This is a genomic window from Acidithrix ferrooxidans, from assembly GCF_000949295.1.
GTDB lineage: Bacteria > Actinomycetota > Acidimicrobiia > Acidimicrobiales > Acidimicrobiaceae > Acidithrix > Acidithrix ferrooxidans.
This window is the reverse complement of the sequence record NZ_JXYS01000018.1, coordinates 1-16134: the sequence shown is the minus strand read 5'-3', so window position 1 is coordinate 16134 and position 16134 is coordinate 1. Positions and strand designations below refer to the sequence as shown.

Here is a 16134-nt window from a genome sequence, read left to right as displayed (position 1 = left end):
AATCAATTATTTTGATTTAGTTATTTTCGCAGCGCTTTTTATTGGCTACGTGTGTTGCCTTGAAATCACTAATTAGCGCTAGGCTTCCACCCTGGGCCGGACACAGTTCTTGATAGTGGCAGAAACGACACATTCTAGATGGCCGTGGTCGGAAATCTTCCTTCTCGCAGGCGTGGCAGACGGCTTTCCATATTGCCTCTGTCTTGGATTCAAGTCCTCGTAAAACTTGATCTGTAGGGGTGGCGACGATCCGCGTAGCATCCTTGAGATAGATAAGTTGGACGCTTTTGGGTCTGGTGCCTAATACTCTTTCGCACAAAAGCGCGTAGAAATATACCCCCGTCAGACGTTCGTTTTCTTGGATTTGCCCAGGCAATTTACCTGTTTTGTAGTCTGTAACAGTTAGTGACCCATCGTCATTGAGGTCTAGACGGTCTATAACTCCCCTAAGTATCGTGTCGCCGAGCGTAGTTTCTAGACGCAATTCGGTTGCGATTGCATTTACATGTGATGGGTCTTCGGCCTCAAAGTCTTTGAGGACTAATGCTATAGTCTCCTGAAACAGAGCGTCGCGACCGGCTTGACTATGGCCGGGTCCAAGAATGACCTCAAGACTATTGTCAACAAGGGACTCATTCCAGACTTGCCGGACGATTTCAATTGCTGTCTTTTTAGTCCGGTCTTTGGGCTCTATCTGAAAGTACATTCGCTCAAGAACGGCGTGGGTCAATGTACCGCGAATTGTCCAGAGGGTAGTGGGCTGAGGTAGTTTCTCAATGACGGACAAACGAAATGCTAAGCCGCACTCCTTGAAGGAGCTGACCTTCGACGCGGTAATCGAACCTGGTACCTGTAAACCCATTTTTAGAACTTTTCAACTGACTTGCTATGGACTTTAACGCTACCAGAACAGCGACCTTTAATAGTCGTCAATACGAAAGTTGGAAGTTTTGGAATGGTACTATCCAAAACTGTTGAAACCACCCCACGGATATACGGGTGATTCCTGGCTCAGGCTGCTTGAATGCCCAGCGGACACTCAGCTCTTATGCCATCAATACCAGCCGCATTCAAACCAGCCCAGACGACTATCATGGCCGCAGAATTCTTGTCCCTTGAATTTCCTAACCCACAAACATAACAGGAATAGGTTCGTTGGGACAATGCTAAGCGAGTGCTTGGTTCTCGCAGTGCAGCTGAAGTAACCGATAGTCGTCTACCTTGGATGGAGGGGTTGTGGGCCTGAAGCGTGCTTCTAATTCATATAAACACCAGTCTGCTCTTGGCTACGCTATGACAGCATCATCTTTCTTCTTAGCCATGGTTGTCTTAGTGAGAGATTTTGGTTCTAACTCTTCCATGGCGGCCTGGTCGTGGTTCATCACAAATAACTTGGCGTAGTTACATGATTCAACTTGTCGTTTTTGTGCGACGCTGCGATAAGCCTTGGCGGCATATTTTTCTTGGCGCATCGGTAGCCCTTAGAAGTTGATCGTCCACTCTGGGTTTACGTCGAGCCATCTTGCGTTGATAGCGAGAAAGAGGGATCTGGGAGGTTTTTGGTCTTTCAGGATGAGGAAAGTCGTAGGTGTCATCTGTTATGGTAGCAATCTCATTTACTACCCAATCAATCCCTATGATCGCTCCGTTCTTGGGGAGTGGCTCGTGTTTCACTTAGATGACGAAGCTCACTCACCAATCACCAACTCCGTCTTGAAAAGTTCCTTAGAAAAGACGGCTCAGATAAAAAAGGACGCGACCAGACCGGGTGGACGATATTGCCTCCAGCCAGATTTGAGGTTGCCCATAAATAATGGACACATTGACTACGCCGCCTTGGCGGACTCCAATAATGTTAGTTCATAACCAACTGGTGAGACGTTACCGATCTTCGAGTACCGCCTTTTATGGTTATAAAAGTCCATGTAACTCCTAATCCCAGCCCTCAATTCGGACATACCTTCAAATACGTGCCGGTAAAAGTACTCGTGTTTGAAGATCGACCAGAACGATTCAGCTGTTGCATGGTCGTAGCAAGATCCAGTTTTACCCATTGACCGGATAATGCCATTCTGTTCACGGAGTTCCACGACGCGACGATCGGTGAATTGGCTCCCGCGATCGGTATGGAAAATTGCGCCTTGGATATCGTCTCCCCTGAGGGAGATTGCCTGCTGGAGTGCTTCAATGACAAGGCTTGTCCTCATGTGGCGATCGACAGAATATCCAAGCACCCTGCCGGAGTGCTCATCACGAATAGCACAAAGGTAGGCAAATCCCTCTCCAACTCGCAAATAAGTGATATCCGAGGTAAGAACGGCATTTAGATATCCCTTGTCGAAGTCACGTTCGACGAGGTCACTGGGATAACAAGCCTTTGGATCAGCGGTAGTGGTTTTGACTTTGAATGATCTGGGGGATATACCCTCTATTCCAAGATCTCTCATCCGAGTTGCAACGCTGTTTTTACTGATTACCTCCCCGCGATCGTGAAGCTCAGCGGTGATTCTTGGAGCGCCATAAGTTCCATTAGATTCCCTGTGAATGGAGAGTATCTTTGCCTCAAGGTCATTTCTAGCCACCTTGGCATCGGCTGGGTTCTCTAACCGATGTAGCCAGGCATAGTAGCCAGATCGAGACACTTCAAGTAGTCGCGCCATTCGTGCTATCTCAAAGTTAGCGCACTCCGCTTCCATCAGGGCAAATCTTTCTTGTTTGCTTGCTTGGCTGCGAAGTACGCGGCTGCTTTTCCCAGGAACTCATTATCTTTTTTGAGCTCTGCCATCTCACGACGAAGCTTTATGAGTTCTCTTCTTTCATCAGCGCTCAGTGGTCCTTCATTGACACTAGAAGCTGCCTCTAGACGTATTCGTTCATCTTTTACCCACCTATATAGAGCCTCTTGGGAAATAGATAGCTCACTAGCTACCTCTGGAATGAACGTGGCGGAATCTATAACTCGATGAGCAGCTTCAGTCTTGAACTCAAGGGTGAATTTACGCCTTGTTGCTCCCATGATGACATCCTTTCTACCAACAATCTATGTTGGCTTAACAGGTGTCCACTAAATCTGGGGAACCTCAGACACCAACAACTACTATTGAACTCAATTGGCTGGGTCAATTTTTATCGCTGATGGTGGGTAAAAAAACGTCGCAGTTTACAAAGACGAGCTTGGTAAGCGTTACCACCTTCTCCGAGAGTGCACCAATCTGGCCTTCGAGTTCACTAACCCGTGCTCGAAGCTCGGCGTTCTCCGCTTGAAGACGGGCATTATCGTGGGCCAAGTGCGCGTTGTCATCAGCCAGACGTTCTATCTCTGCCCGCAAGTACGCTGTCTCAGTTGTATTCAAACTGTCCATGACTACCAGTTAACACTATCTAGCGCTTCGTGTTCAGTCCCTGTTTTCGTCAGGGGTGGTACGGGTTCACCGAACGTTTACCTTTCTTTTCGTTGGTTGTAGCGTTTAGGAAAGCCTTCTCCAGCTATCTGATTCGATTAAATCATTTTGGGTCGCCTGAAAACGCTAATCTAGCTATGGTTTTAATATGAAAGCTAAACTTGACGAAATTCGCCAGATATTGACGGAGCCAGGGCAAAGATTTGAAATTACCGATACGCACATTCGAGGGACGACCTATCGGACTTGGAGTCAAACCCCAAATTCTCTCAGAGATATTTTGGAACGATCGACAAAGCACGCAAGCGCGACCTACCTGGTCTATGAAGACGAACGAATAACCTACCAGGAACATCTAGCTCTTGTAGCTAAGACCGCCCACGGGCTGATAGCTCTCGGCGTCAAAAAAGGCGATCGGGTTGTGATTTCTATGAGAAATTACCCGGAATGGATCATTTCGTTTTGGGCGATATCGTCAATTGGTGCCATCGCTGTTCCGCTAAACGCCTGGTGGACACAGCAAGAGCTGGAATATGGCATCGCCGATTCAATGGCCAAAGTGGTAATTGTCGACGCCCAACGTTATAGCCGGATTGTGCCCTCGATAAAAGGACTTGTTGAAACACTCCAAGAGATAACTATTTTGGTCGTTAGGTGCAACGAGGCAACCTTTGCCGATCTAGAGATTCCCGATCTTGGCGATTCAGACAGTTCCCTTAAAATCTTGGACTTTGGCAAGGTGATTGATGGTTATTGCGACCTCCTTCCTCAAGTTGAAATCCTTCCCGACGACCCCGTAACGATCTTCTATACATCTGGCACCACAGGCGCTCCGAAAGGAGCCCTTGGAACTCACCGCAACATTTGCACCAACCTAATAAGCGTTCTTTACATATCGGCTCGAAACCAAATGGCATATCCGTCAAGCCAAAGGACTGCCCTTGATTCAAATGGAGACAAACAACAAAATGCATACCTCTTATCGGTTCCACTCTTTCATGCCACAGGCTGCCACGGTGTATTGATACCAAATACCTTTGCTGGATCGAAGATAATCATGATGTATCGCTGGAACCCAGAGCGAGCACTGGAATTGATCGAACGAGAAAAAGTCACCGCATTTGGGGGTGTGCCGACGATGGTTTGGCAGGTCCTAAATTCGCGCGACTTTCCTATGAGAGATACCTCAAGCGTCAAACTGATTACCTATGGAGGATCGCCTTGCCCACCTGAGTTAGTGCGAAAGATAAAAGAAAACTTTCCCATGGGTAGTCCTTCGAATGGATACGGTCTGACCGAAACCTCCTCGGTTGCAACCATGAACTCCGGCGATGACTATTTAGAAAAACCAGATTCTGTTGGTTTGCCATTGCCCGTCGTAGAGTTAGCAGTTGTGAACGATAGCGGCGACCAGCTAGGCCCTAATCAAGTAGGTGAACTCATTATCAAGGGTCCCAATATCGTTGACGGCTATTGGAATAAACCTCAAGCAACAAAAGACTCATTCAGGGATGGATGGTTCTATAGCGGCGACTTAGCCTACGTGGATGAAGAAGACTTTGTCTATATTGTCGATCGAGCAAAGGACATGGTTATCAGAGGAGGCGAGAACATCTATTCCATCGAAGTTGAGTCCGTATTGTATGACTTTCCCGGAGTGGTCGACGCAGCCATCATTGGAATACCGGACTTAGTTATGGGGGAGGAGGTCGCAGCCATCGTAACTTGCAATCCGGGGATCTCAATCAGCGAACAGGACTTAAGATCCTACGTAGCCCAACATCTAGCCGCTTTTAAGGTTCCCAAATACATCTTCTTTTACGACCAGCTGCTCCCGCGTAACCCGACTGGCAAGATCCTAAAGAGGCAACTTCGGGAAGAAGTTAGCCGAACGATCCTAGATCAACCTTCTTCACTCGGCTAAAACATCACTTTGGAAGAGGGATATGCAACTATCTCCCAGTTCTCCCCTTTCTCCATTTCTATTAACTGTTCGGCTAAAGGTCAACTTGGAGTTAGGGCTCTCGGCCCGGGAGTTCTAACGACGAGAGATCACGTCAATTGCATAAGGGGCCACAATTTGACAACAGGAGCTAATAAACCAAGAAGATTAAAGGCTTGGATCAAAGACGATAATTGAAATTTTAATGTTGAAACCCCTAATCAAACAACGAAAAGAGATCGGGTAATCGAGGGATTGCTGAAAGCACCAAGATGGCTACCGTTGAAACTGAGTGATAAGTAGTGAGCTCACTCATTGCGATTTCACCTTTTTCAAGGTTCTCGTCTCGAACTTCATTCTCACTTGTCCGAGAGTTGTTCTCGTCTCTTTGAGCATGGCCAGTATTGCTACTGGTCTTATGCGCTCTCTTGCGATGATGAGTCGTCCCATCATCGCTACTACCGATAAACAGATAATAAAAAGAAGGGTAACCGATTCCAATACTACGTATTGGAATCAAACCTCTTTAGTTCGAATTCAATGGAGCTAAGAACACAACTTTCAGATCCAATTACGGGACTGCTTATTTCTTTGGATCCAAAGAAACGCTCAAGGGGAGCTCTTGAATTCTAAGCAACCATTTTGAGTAAATGCGTTGCTGTCGAATACGCCAAAACGGTCATTTCACAATGGCCCCTATGGTAGGTTAAAAGCACTGGTAAAGAGTTACTGGAATGATTGGTAAAGAGTTTTGGAATACTCACCAAGACCCCAGACGGAGCACAACAAGAACTTTGGGCGCTATTGTGCGCCTAACCTGCGATCCGTGAGCTAATCGTCGCAGCTGGCGAGATGACAAAGTAAGACCCGCTACTAATCTCATTTATCACTGGTCTTGATGCAGTGCGCGGCCCGGTTGGAGACCCGGCCGCTTCCCCCCCCCCTTCTCTCACAAACGATTGACCAATGCATAGGCGCCACACTTAGAGTTATCGCTTCGGTCAAAAATAGGCAATGTCATGGCGGGTCAAATCCTCGCCACGCCAAGCGGACTCTTCGTTATTCGAGCCGGCCCGCTGACCCAACTAAACGACCTATCCCAAGAGGATCCCTAACACTGGTGATGCTACCTCTGAGTGTAATGTCTCAACCTTAAGTTGAGGGTATCGGGTTCCCCAGTAGGAACAACCGAAGCAGAACTTATCTTGGTCTTTGCCATGGATACCCTCTTAATGCGTCTCAACCCGCCGCTTCGATTGCGTTCCAACCCTCGATTAGTCAAGCGCAAGGTCCTGAAGTGGGCGATCAAACGCTTTTATCACCACAGTTGGCCTAAACTTGAGCATCCGCCTCAGATCTGTGTGCCGGTGTTCAACTGAGCGGTATTGAACTAAGTCCAAGCAGAGATTGGATTTGGATTTTTACGACCCCGCCACGGGGTTCGCTTTTGGAAGTCGCACAGTTACTACGGCTCCGCCTTGATCGTGGTTTCTTGCCTCCACTTCGCCTCCGTGAGCCACCACCAGATGTTTAACCAAACTTAAACCTAGGCCAAAGTTATTTGAGCCAGGACTAGTGCTGACAAAAGGCTCGAAGACGTGGTCGAGAATCTCCCGATCGAAGCCGTCACCATGATCACGAATGGCAATTATGGCCTGTGTGGAACTTTGATCGATAGTTATCTCAACGATACCTCCAGGTCTGCTATGTCGAATCGCATTTAACGTCAGATTCTCCCATATTTCGCAGATTCTCACTGGGTCAACGTAGGCATGGACATCTTGGGTGACATCTAGAACGAGTCGGACCTGGGCGGCACTTGCCTGTGGTGAGAGATTTGTGAGAGTTGCGGAGATGACTGATTCCAAATCACTATCGGTCAATTTAAGGGGAATGGTTTTGCTTTGGCCTTGTGCCACCTTGAGGAGGCCATCGGTCAGATAGATGAGATTGTCGACTCTTTTTTCAATTCGATCCATCAAAATCGCCGGGTCGCTCCCGAACGAGCTAGACCATCGGGAGTCGAGTTCCGCTTTCATCCCAGCTAAGGGCGTTCGCAATTCGTGGCTAGCGGAAGCGATAAATCGACGCTGCAGTTGGGTGGAGTCGTGGATTTTAGTTAAAAATTCATTTAGGGTGTCGGCCAAAGCAGCCAGCTCATCGCCGGTTCCGGGGTTGCTGAGTCGATCCATCGAGTGGCCCTTTGAGAGATCCTGTGCCTGCTTTCGCATTCGTTCTACAGGTTTTAGCACGATCGAGGCGAGTAATCCTGCACCAAGGCTTGCAAATATTATTGCGCTGATGCCTCCGATAGCCAGGAGTTCCTCAGCGATATTGAGCGAATCGTCAACTTTGTCAGTAGAGCTCCCAACGATAGCTAGCTCACCGTGAGTCGATGGGATCTTCTCAATTAGAAGAATATAGGGGCTCGATGAACCTTGGTGGGGGAGGGTAATGTAGTACGGTTTGCCAAGGTGTCCATTCATTTGGCTCCAGGTCAACAGTGCTTTAGCGCCTGCTACCTTGGTTGTATATAAGATCCTTAGATTCTTTGACAATACCTGAGATACCGATTGATCCGGAACCAGAATTATCTTTTTGCCGCTGGTGTTTAGTTGGATTAAGTGGCGTTGTGTGGCAATCTGAAGGCGATCCATCCGCCCCCTCAGAGAGCGCTCCAGGGTAGCTCTAGTAGCGGAGCCGACATATGCGTCAAATCCAATGCTCGCTACGACAGTGATAAATAAGGTGAGCGCGGCCACGGATAAGACTATCCGCATTCTCATCGACAATTCAGTCGTTCCAATTTTCATCTAGACACCAGCCAACACAGTAGATCGTTTTTATGAACGGCCTACCGGTTTCGGCCTGAAGTTTTCTTCGAAGCTGGTGAATGTGCCAGTCCAGTGTGGCGTTGGAGAGCGTAGTTCCCTTGTTTTGTAGTATCAGCTCCACGGATCTACGTGTAAGGACGACCCCAGGCCGCCTTAGAAATAGGTCTAGTATCTCGAACTCTCGTGGTCGTAGGATTATGGTATTATCGCGATAAGTAACGCTTCGGTCGATGGGACTTAGAGCAAGGTCGCCGAATTTGTCGACTTCGTTTCCGCCAGACGATCGCGCCAACGATTTGTTTTCGTTAGCGCGATCGCCCCTTCGAAGGATCGCATGCAATCTTGCTTTGAGTTCCGCGAAACCAAATGGCTTTACCAGATAATCATCGGCGCCGAGTTCTAACCCGTTGACTACGTCTTCGACGCCGCCGAGGGAGGTGATCATCAAGATCGCTAGTTCGGGCCAGCCCTGAACTGCAATCTTGCAGACCTCCAGCCCTGACATTCCTGGTAGGAGTATGTCTAGGATCAAGATGTCAAAGTAATTTTTGCTTAGTTCTTGTATCGCTAACTCGCCACTATTTGAGATCGTGACGCGATAGTATTCCTGTTCCATTCGACGCGCAAGCGCACTGGCGAGTTCAAGGTCGTCCTCAACCAGGAGGACTCTACCAATCCACTCGTCGCCCTTTGGTGAACTAACTGCCTTTTGCATATGATCCAAAGACTCCATGGCTAAATTGCGCTTGCTCCACTCATATAGGAGTTGCCTTGACTTTGAAGTTGAGAAATCGCAGTACTTATAGTCATACCACCAGTTACAGCTTGTTGAAACGCTGAGTCAAGTTCTGCCTGGACCTGTGCGTAACGGTCGCTTACTGGGCGTCCATAGGTATATGGCGACTGCATCGCTTTAACCGATGCAGCTAGTCCAGAGTGGGTCGAGAGAAACGAGGCCGGAAGGGCACTAGCGCCGGTTTGGGTTTCGGGAGCAAAGCCAGTATTTTCATCCCAATATACTTGCTGTGCTGGTTGAAGCCACCACGATACAAAGGTCCATGCTGCTTGGTCTTGTGCTGGACTGTGTCCCTTTGGGAGTACAAAGCCGAGCCCTTGGACCAGATTGGCCGCATGACCAGTTGAGCCAGCGGGTTCAACGAATGCTCCTACCTTGAACTTTCCACCGACCGCATCTAGCAGCTTTTGCTCACCAGCTGATGTGCCATCGATCATTGCCATATGGCCCGATGCCAGATCTTGTCGCAGCGTTGTACCATGGTCAAGGACTAGATCCCCTGAGGAGTATAGATTTTTGAAGTAAGTAAATGTTGAGGTTGTGGCGGCGTTATTGAAATTTACCGACGTTCCAACGGCGTTTCCGCCGGCGAGCATACTTCCACCGTTGCTTAGAATCGCTGGAAGTATATGGGCCGAGGAGTCCTTCCAACCGATTGGAATAACAGTTGAACTCTTTAGTTTGGCAGCGTCGGTTGCAAGTTGAGCCCACGTGGTTGGCGCTGTCGTGATGCCGGCGGCTTGGAAGAGAGTTTCATTGTAGAAGACCTCTGAGACCTTCGCGCTAGCCAAGATTCGATAGTGCTGTCCTTGGACTAAACCATTAGTCCAAACCGATGGGAAGACATTGGATTGGGTTAGCTCACTGGATCCCTTTAGGTAGGAGTTCCATGAAACTAAGGCACCTCCCTTTACGAGTGTCCCATCGTAGTGGCTAATTTCAGCTAGCGTTGGCGGATTTCCAGCGGCAATTGCAGCTGGAAGTTTTGATGACGCCTTCGTCACAACTACCTTGACCGTGATATTTGGATGGCTCGCATTGAACTTGTCGACGAGAGCCGTGACTGCAGCGCCAACTGGGCCGCCATTATGTGATTCCCAGAGAGAAAATGAAACGGGTGCTGCCGTGGTTGCGGCCTTGGTAGTAGCTGTTGACGCGGATGCGCTTGAGTTTCCACATGCGCTAAGGATTATTGCTGCCGCAGCTGCAGAGCCGAGTAGATTCCTCCTTGTCTTGGACTTCGCGAAATTCCAGGTAGCCATGGAAGATTGGATGGAATTTGGATCAACTTTAGATTTTTTGGCTCTTTGCGAAGCTTGCATTGTTAGAATTAACCTTTCGACTATGTCTTAGTAGTTGTTTTGTAGATGGTCGTCGACGTTCGGAGTCGATGGCCATCTTTTTTTGGGTGGTAAATTCGCACTGCCGCCAGCTCCTTGGATCTCTTGATTACACAAGGGGTATGGTCGGAGCTAGAGGTGTATTCGAATAGGGGTCAGATATTGACCCCGCTATCTCTTCCAGCAACCCCCGCCACGATGTGGCGTTGCAGAAGGAAGAAGAGGATTACGATCGGCGTAAGTGCCAAGATCGCCGCTGAGGTCAATTTTCTCCAGTTTGCCTCGAACGTTTGCATGTAATGGCTCAATGCCACTTCGATAGGTTGAACAGAATGTGAAGTGGTCATAATTAGGGGCCATTGAAATTGGTTCCATGAGGAGATGAAGGTTAGAAGGGCCACGGTTAGTACCGCTGGTTTGGCCAAGGGCACTGCCACCTTGATAATGTACCTTAGATGTCCAACGCCTTCCAATCGGGCTGCTTCCCAATACTCCCTGGGAAGGCTCTTGAAAAATTGCCTAAACAGAAAGACTCCAAAGGTGGATGCCGCAAATGGTATGATCTGAATTATGTAGGTGTTGAGGAGGTGTAGATGGAGCGCTATTGAATATTGTGGAATCAAAAGGGCTTGGGTTGGGAGCATCATTACGCCTACGATCATTATGAAAAAGACCGATGATCCTCGAAATTTGATTTCAGAGAGTGCGTAACCAGCCATTGCCGAGGTGATCAGGACTAACAGGACGGTCGATCCGGCGATTAAGACGGTATTGGCAATGTAGTGAAGCCAATTCGTATGGGTGACGACGTAGCTAAATGCGCCGGTGTGCATCGCTGGCGTTAGCCGAGGTGGTATCGAAAATACTCCCCCATGGGTATTGAATGCTGTTACCACCATCCAATAAAGTGGAAATGCAAATATACAACTTACAAGAACCACGAAGATTCGATTGACAATGCGTCCAGGGGTCATAGCGGTAGCTTTCATCGGTAGAAGACGATTCGATCTGAGATCCACTTCTGGACCATTGTAAGTGTGAGGATTATGAAGAACAAGATGAAGCTCATCGCCGCCGCCAGACTGAAGTGGAGATAGGTAAAGGCCGTTTGAAAGATCAATACTGCATCAGTCGTAGTTGAGAATGCTGGACCACCAGCTCCTCCGTGTGCACCGCCGGTCATCGTGTAGATCTGGGAGAATGCTTGCCAAGTATTTACAGTTGAAAGAATGACCACAAAGAAGGTAGTAGGTGAGATCAGTGGCCATATGACTCGCCGAAAGATCCTATATTTCTTCGCTCCGTCTAGAGTTGCGACCTCTATAAGTTCACGGGGAACCCTAGATAGCCCAGCCAGAAAGATGATTACGTATAGTCCAAGAGAGTGCCACAGGGAATCTATCATGACGGCTGGTAGTGCCCAAGTGGTACTTTCGAGCCATCCGAGTGCCGGAAGATGAAGTAGGCTTAGTACGTAGTTTGCCAGGCCAAAGTGTGGATTAAAGACCCAAACCCATATGATCGAAGTGGCTACTACAGGGGTAACGTGAGGCAGAAAGACGGCAGCTCGCCAGATGCCACCTCGCTTGGATTGCATACCATCTCTAAGCAACATTGCGACCGCTAGTGACAATAGGGTCGTGGCAGGAATCATTACCAGTGTGTAATAGGCAGAATTGACAAGAGATCGCCAAAATAACGGCTGGTGAAATAGGATTCTAAAGTTTTTGAGGCCGACGAAATTTGCCGTAGGTGAAAGTATGCCCCAGTGGAAGAAGCTTATGACCAACAGATAGGCTGCAGGTATATAGAAAAAGACCAGAAAGACTGCACCAGCAGGAAGGATCAAGCCATAGCCAACGAGCTTCTCCTTAACCATCAGTGCCATATCTCGCTGACGTTCGAATCTACGAGGTTTAGTAGCTTCTAGCTTTAGGTCTACCCCTGGAAGGGTAGTTGGTCTGTTGGAGATCTTTAGAGCCATTTCGATTTAGACACGCTTTCTGGAATTGATTTCATCTCGATTGGATTTGCACTTTTTGTGGTCATTGTTCTATCCAACTAGTGACTCTGCCTTGACTTCATCTATATCAAGCAATCGATCTAAAGCGTTTCCACTAAGGGCGTCGAAGAAGCGTAGGTCGCTAGGGCGCGCGAAGAGGGCTATCTTTTCACCGATTCGTGGGGTGGAATCTGGGGGAAGCTTAGCAATAAAGTTTTGGCTACTGCTGGGACCCTCTATTTTGAAATAGGTTTGCAGTTGGCTTCCCATTTGTTCTACCAATTGGATTTCGCCTACGATTTTTGCGTCGTTTTCGTCGCCGACTAGAGAGAGTAGCTCTGGTCGTATCCCGAGTAGGACCTTTTTATTTAGGTGTGAGCCTACTACTCGGGCTGCCTCTCTGGGAAGCGATATAGCCTCTCCGCCCCTAATGCGATCGCCATCGGTACGCAGTTCAACCTCAGTCAAGTTCATTCCTGGGGAGCCAATAAATTTTGCCACGAACGAGTCGGCCGGGGAGTTGTAGATCTCTCTTGGTTTTGCAACTTGCTTTATGGTTCCATTGTGCATGACGACGATGCGGTCAGCCAGGGTCAGGGCTTCGCCTTGATCATGGGTTACATATATTGTTGTGATGCCAAGTGAGTGATGGAGTTTGCCTATCTCGATTCGCATCTGCTCTCTGAGATTTGCATCTAAATTAGAGAGAGGTTCGTCCATCAAAAAGACCGAAGGTCTACCCACCAGGGCCCTACCAAGAGCGACCCGTTGGCGTTGACCACCCGATAGCTCCCTGGGCTTGCGTCGTTTCATCGCGCTTAGTTCGAGCATCTCAAGAACTTCATCCACGCGAATTGCAGCCTCGACCTTTGTGGTTCCTCGAGATCTTAGGCCAAATGCAAGGTTCTCAAAGACCGACATATGTGGATAGAGGGCGTAGTTCTGAAAGACCATGCCAACGTTGCGTCGATCACCAGGGATATCATTCATCACTTTGTCGCCAAATTTGATGCTCCCTGAGGTTATCTTCTCGAGACCTGCGATCATTCGGAGAGTTGTGGTTTTGCCACAGCCAGATGGCCCTAGGAGGACGACGAATTCACCGTTTTCAATTTCAAGGTTGATCCCATCTACGACAGCCGTTCCGGCCTTTCCGTAGGATTTAGTCAGTGATTCCAGCATTATGGATGTCAAGGTATGATCACCTTTCGATTTCTGTAAAACTACTTCTCTAGGTAGACGACATAATTGCCGATTCCTCTTCTGTACCTATTTTCTATTTGGTGTGAATTAATTGGGGTTATATCCAAAGGTACCCAGGGCTGAATATTTCGTGAATTAGTCCTTTGCTAAATTGTTAACCTTTGGCATTTTAGCTTCATATGGTAAGTAAGACCTTGATGGGGGCCATTCGAAAGATTTTGGCCCATCAAAGGATCGATCCCTTGGGTCGGTGAATTCGGTAGGTGATTTGTAGCTTTCACATCTATGGCTTGGATGAGCTTTCTTTGGCCTTGGTTGCAACCCTACTGGGCTAGATTCTTAGATTTCCCTAAGGTTTTATGTGATCACCTTGAAGGTGTAGATATGATAGTTCTGAATTTTTTAAATTTGAGCTCTCGATCTAAATTTTCGAGCCACGTCTTCCTTACAATCTGCTCAGGAAGTATTTTGCTTTCGAAGCCTTGTCTCCTTGAGGTTAAAGTCTCCATTTTGGCGGTTCGCCATTCGACGTGGTTTCGGTAGAAGTTTTAGATGGATCTCTTCAATTGTGTTCTCAACCGTGCTTTTCAATTGCGGATGGCTACTTGAACTGAATAGTAGCTAAGGTTTTGATGGTGGCCTTTCACCTGTCTCTAATTTACCCTCTGGGCCTATTGGCGCTTTTTTTCTTAGGGGGTAGGTCTCTATTCGCTGGAAAGGGCCAGAGTGATGATTTGGATTCCGGATCACTTTTTGCCCTAGGTGAGTTGGGTATCTCTATAATCATTCCTGCTCGTAATGAAGAAAAAAGTATTGGCGACTGTCTTGATGCGATTCGCAGCGCTGATCTTGCAAGACATTTTTCATCCTTTGAGGTCTTGGTGGTCGATGATGATTCGTCGGATGGTACGGCGACTATCGCAAGCGCAAAGGGGGCGAAGGTAATTTCATCGACAGAACTTCCACCGAGTTGGATCGGTAAAAACTTCGCTTGCCACCTCGGCTCTGAGGCGACGAGCAATCCGATAATGGTATTTTTAGATGCCGATGTTAGGATTCAAAGCGGAGTCCTTAGGTTAATTAGCGATGTTGTTGAGGCGAAGGTCGACCTTTATTCGGTCCAACCGTTTCATTTCTGTTTCACCTTGGGTGAATCCTTTGCTCTCTTTTTCAATTTGGTCGCCCTTTTATCCTCCGGGGCGATCTCATTTTTCAAATCAAAGCGGCCCAAGGCGATCTTTGGTCCAGTACTTATTACCACTCGAGAGAGCTATAGCAAAAGTGGTGGACATGCCGAGGTCCATGACCAAATAGTTGAAGATGTAGCCCTAGCGCAACTTTATCAAGAGGCTGGTTTGGCCATCGGGGTTACATCCTCTAGAAAAGTGGCTTGGTTTAGGATGTATCCAGATGGTTTTAGCTCTATGGTGGCGGGGTTCACAAAGAACTTCGCCAAAGGAGCAAGGAGTGTCGCCGGACTATCATTTTTAGCAACTTTTGTTGTTATTACGATGTGGCTCTATCCGATTCCACAATTGTTTTTCTCCTCTGGTCGCCAGGGCTTTTTTATCGCAATCGGGGGATACCTCTTTGGGGCCGTAACGGTTTGGATTGCAAGTCGTGAAATAGGTAGGTATTCATCGGTGCTCTTTTTCCTTTATCCGATTGCTCTTTTCGTCTTTCTCTGGGTATTGGTGCGCTCGGGTTTCAAGGTGATCTTTGGGGGCGAGGTTTCATGGAAGGGGAGGTCGCTTCAAAGATAGGCTACCGATTTAGAAGTTGTGCCCGACCTAACGGAGAAGTCTGAACCAACGGGAGCGCAATCGGTTTCCGTGAGGGAGGGGTCAAGCGACCTAATTCTTTCTCGGTCTACCTGATTTACCTCTTGGGAGTTTCTGGTTTTCTATGTACTTCTTCACTTCCTCTAATGGGGCTCCACCACAAGACACTATCGACTAGGAGGGCGACCAAAAGTGCTCCCCCCACAAAGCCTCTCGGACTTCCGGCCAGTTCTTTGCCCTTACTCTCATGGCGATAAGTGTCTTCATGGACATCACCAGTCTCGACAGGGCAACTTTAGCTGCGTTGGTGATCAGTAGGTGGGTAGGTGATCAGTAGGTGGGTAGGTGATCAGTAGCTGCGTTGGTGATCAGTAGGTGGGCATGATCGCCGTCTGTCTCAAAAGCATCAAGGGTGGAATCGAAACGAGTACACACCTCAAGAATCGCAGATCTGATCTCGTCACTAACTCTCTCGGTCATGACATTACGTCGATATTTAGGTACCAAGACGATGTGTGCATGTAATTGATATACCACATGCCTTCCATTGCGCCAATCATCGTCATGTAGTGAAATATAGTCCTTAGTAGATAATGCTATATTAGTTATCAAATGGCTAGTAAAAGCGCAGAGTATACAACAGCTATCGTGTCCGTCACTCTGACAGGGGCCTCTTATCGTCTAGCCCATGACTCGTGCCATAGGGCAGCATTGTTATGGAACCAAGCGGTCAATTGGGTCCATGGCGAATGGAAAGCCAAGCGCTCTCCTAATAAGTACGACATTCAAGGGTTTCTCAACTCGATACCTCGCCAAGACCGTCCATTACACGCCC

At 48.0% G+C, this 16134-nt stretch carries 15 protein-coding genes and 1 pseudogene; 3 read left to right on the top strand and 13 right to left on the bottom strand.

What is annotated here, in order from left to right:
- Positions 1 to 16: 16 nt before the first annotated feature.
- The 5 genes from AXFE_RS03360 to AXFE_RS03340 all read right to left on the bottom strand — a co-directional run bounded on the left by AXFE_RS03360 (position 17) and on the right by AXFE_RS03340 (position 3353).
- Entirely contained in the window at positions 17 to 862 is an 846-nt protein-coding gene (locus tag AXFE_RS03360; RefSeq protein WP_052604476.1) for a RecB family exonuclease, read from the bottom strand.
- A 424-nt stretch (positions 863 to 1286) separates the two neighbouring features.
- Entirely contained in the window at positions 1287 to 1472 is a 186-nt protein-coding gene (locus tag AXFE_RS03355; protein WP_052604475.1) for a hypothetical protein, read from the bottom strand.
- A 354-nt stretch (positions 1473 to 1826) separates the two neighbouring features.
- Positions 1827 to 2696, bottom strand: a complete 870-nt coding sequence (locus AXFE_RS03350; RefSeq protein ID WP_052604474.1) for an IS3 family transposase — start codon at positions 2694 to 2696, stop codon at positions 1827 to 1829.
- Positions 2696 to 3016: a transposase gene (locus AXFE_RS03345; RefSeq protein WP_052604224.1), complete on the bottom strand. Its 321-nt coding sequence runs from the start codon at positions 3014 to 3016 to the stop codon at positions 2696 to 2698. Before AXFE_RS03345 ends, AXFE_RS03350 begins: the two co-directional genes overlap by 1 nt.
- 103 nt (positions 3017 to 3119) lie before the next feature.
- Positions 3120 to 3353: a hypothetical protein gene (locus AXFE_RS03340; protein ID WP_160291716.1), complete on the bottom strand. Its 234-nt coding sequence runs from the start codon at positions 3351 to 3353 to the stop codon at positions 3120 to 3122.
- Positions 3354 to 3549: 196 nt separating this feature from the next.
- On the opposite strand from AXFE_RS03340, the gene AXFE_RS03335 reads away from it, so the two are divergent.
- Positions 3550 to 5325, top strand: coding sequence for a class I adenylate-forming enzyme family protein (locus tag AXFE_RS03335; RefSeq protein WP_052604472.1), 1776 nt, complete (start codon positions 3550 to 3552; stop codon positions 5323 to 5325).
- Between the two features lie 235 nt (positions 5326 to 5560).
- Here the strand turns inward: AXFE_RS03335 and AXFE_RS03330 are convergent, their stop codons facing one another.
- The 7 genes from AXFE_RS03330 to AXFE_RS03300 form a co-directional block, all read right to left on the bottom strand.
- Positions 5561 to 5863 (bottom strand): hypothetical protein, encoded by a 303-nt coding sequence (locus tag AXFE_RS03330; RefSeq protein WP_052604471.1) that lies wholly within the window; start codon positions 5861 to 5863, stop codon positions 5561 to 5563.
- A gap of 901 nt (positions 5864 to 6764) precedes the next feature.
- Entirely contained in the window at positions 6765 to 8156 is a 1392-nt protein-coding gene (locus AXFE_RS03325) for a HAMP domain-containing sensor histidine kinase (protein ID WP_052604470.1), read from the bottom strand.
- Positions 8137 to 8892, bottom strand: a complete 756-nt coding sequence (locus AXFE_RS03320) for a response regulator transcription factor (protein ID WP_160291715.1) — start codon at positions 8890 to 8892, stop codon at positions 8137 to 8139. Before AXFE_RS03320 ends, AXFE_RS03325 begins: the two co-directional genes overlap by 20 nt.
- Before the next feature lie 20 nt (positions 8893 to 8912).
- A complete protein-coding gene (locus AXFE_RS03315) occupies positions 8913 to 10295 on the bottom strand; it encodes an extracellular solute-binding protein (RefSeq protein WP_052604468.1) in 1383 nt (460 codons plus the stop codon).
- Positions 10296 to 10468: 173 nt separating this feature from the next.
- A complete protein-coding gene (locus AXFE_RS03310) occupies positions 10469 to 11302 on the bottom strand; it encodes a carbohydrate ABC transporter permease (RefSeq protein ID WP_052604467.1) in 834 nt (277 codons plus the stop codon).
- The gene (locus tag AXFE_RS03305; protein WP_052604466.1) at positions 11299 to 12297 is read right to left on the bottom strand and encodes a carbohydrate ABC transporter permease; all 999 of its coding nucleotides are present in this window, start codon (positions 12295 to 12297) and stop codon (positions 11299 to 11301) included. Before AXFE_RS03305 ends, AXFE_RS03310 begins: the two co-directional genes overlap by 4 nt.
- A 69-nt stretch (positions 12298 to 12366) precedes the next feature.
- Positions 12367 to 13509, bottom strand: coding sequence for an ABC transporter ATP-binding protein (locus AXFE_RS03300; protein ID WP_082058450.1), 1143 nt, complete (start codon positions 13507 to 13509; stop codon positions 12367 to 12369).
- A gap of 644 nt (positions 13510 to 14153) precedes the next feature.
- On the opposite strand from AXFE_RS03300, the gene AXFE_RS03295 reads away from it, so the two are divergent.
- Complete coding sequence (locus tag AXFE_RS03295) at positions 14154 to 15281, top strand: glycosyltransferase (protein WP_160291714.1); 1128 nt, start codon at positions 14154 to 14156, stop codon at positions 15279 to 15281.
- Between the two features lie 192 nt (positions 15282 to 15473).
- Here the strand turns inward: AXFE_RS03295 and tnpA are convergent.
- A pseudogene (tnpA, locus tag AXFE_RS20675) lies at positions 15474 to 15911 on the bottom strand (IS200/IS605 family transposase).
- On the opposite strand from tnpA, the gene AXFE_RS20670 reads away from it, so the two are divergent.
- The coding region (locus tag AXFE_RS20670; protein WP_235347551.1) for a hypothetical protein at positions 15912 to 16134 on the top strand (223 nt) is incomplete at its 3' end.

Coding starts and splice junctions, on each gene's coding strand:
- AXFE_RS03360 (WP_052604476.1), bottom strand. CDS start 862: ATGGGTTTACAGGTACCAGGTTCGATTACCGCGTCGAAGGTCAGCTCC.
- AXFE_RS03355 (WP_052604475.1), bottom strand. CDS start 1,472: ATGCGCCAAGAAAAATATGCCGCCAAGGCTTATCGCAGCGTCGCACAA.
- AXFE_RS03350 (WP_052604474.1), bottom strand. CDS start 2,696: ATGGAAGCGGAGTGCGCTAACTTTGAGATAGCACGAATGGCGCGACTA.
- AXFE_RS03345 (WP_052604224.1), bottom strand. CDS start 3,016: ATGGGAGCAACAAGGCGTAAATTCACCCTTGAGTTCAAGACTGAAGCT.
- AXFE_RS03335 (WP_052604472.1), top strand. CDS start 3,550: ATGAAAGCTAAACTTGACGAAATTCGCCAGATATTGACGGAGCCAGGG.
- AXFE_RS03325 (WP_052604470.1), bottom strand. CDS start 8,156: ATGAAAATTGGAACGACTGAATTGTCGATGAGAATGCGGATAGTCTTA.
- AXFE_RS03320 (WP_160291715.1), bottom strand. CDS start 8,892: ATGCAAAAGGCAGTTAGTTCACCAAAGGGCGACGAGTGGATTGGTAGA.
- AXFE_RS03315 (WP_052604468.1), bottom strand. CDS start 10,295: ATGCAAGCTTCGCAAAGAGCCAAAAAATCTAAAGTTGATCCAAATTCC.
- AXFE_RS03310 (WP_052604467.1), bottom strand. CDS start 11,302: ATGAAAGCTACCGCTATGACCCCTGGACGCATTGTCAATCGAATCTTC.
- AXFE_RS03305 (WP_052604466.1), bottom strand. CDS start 12,297: ATGGCTCTAAAGATCTCCAACAGACCAACTACCCTTCCAGGGGTAGAC.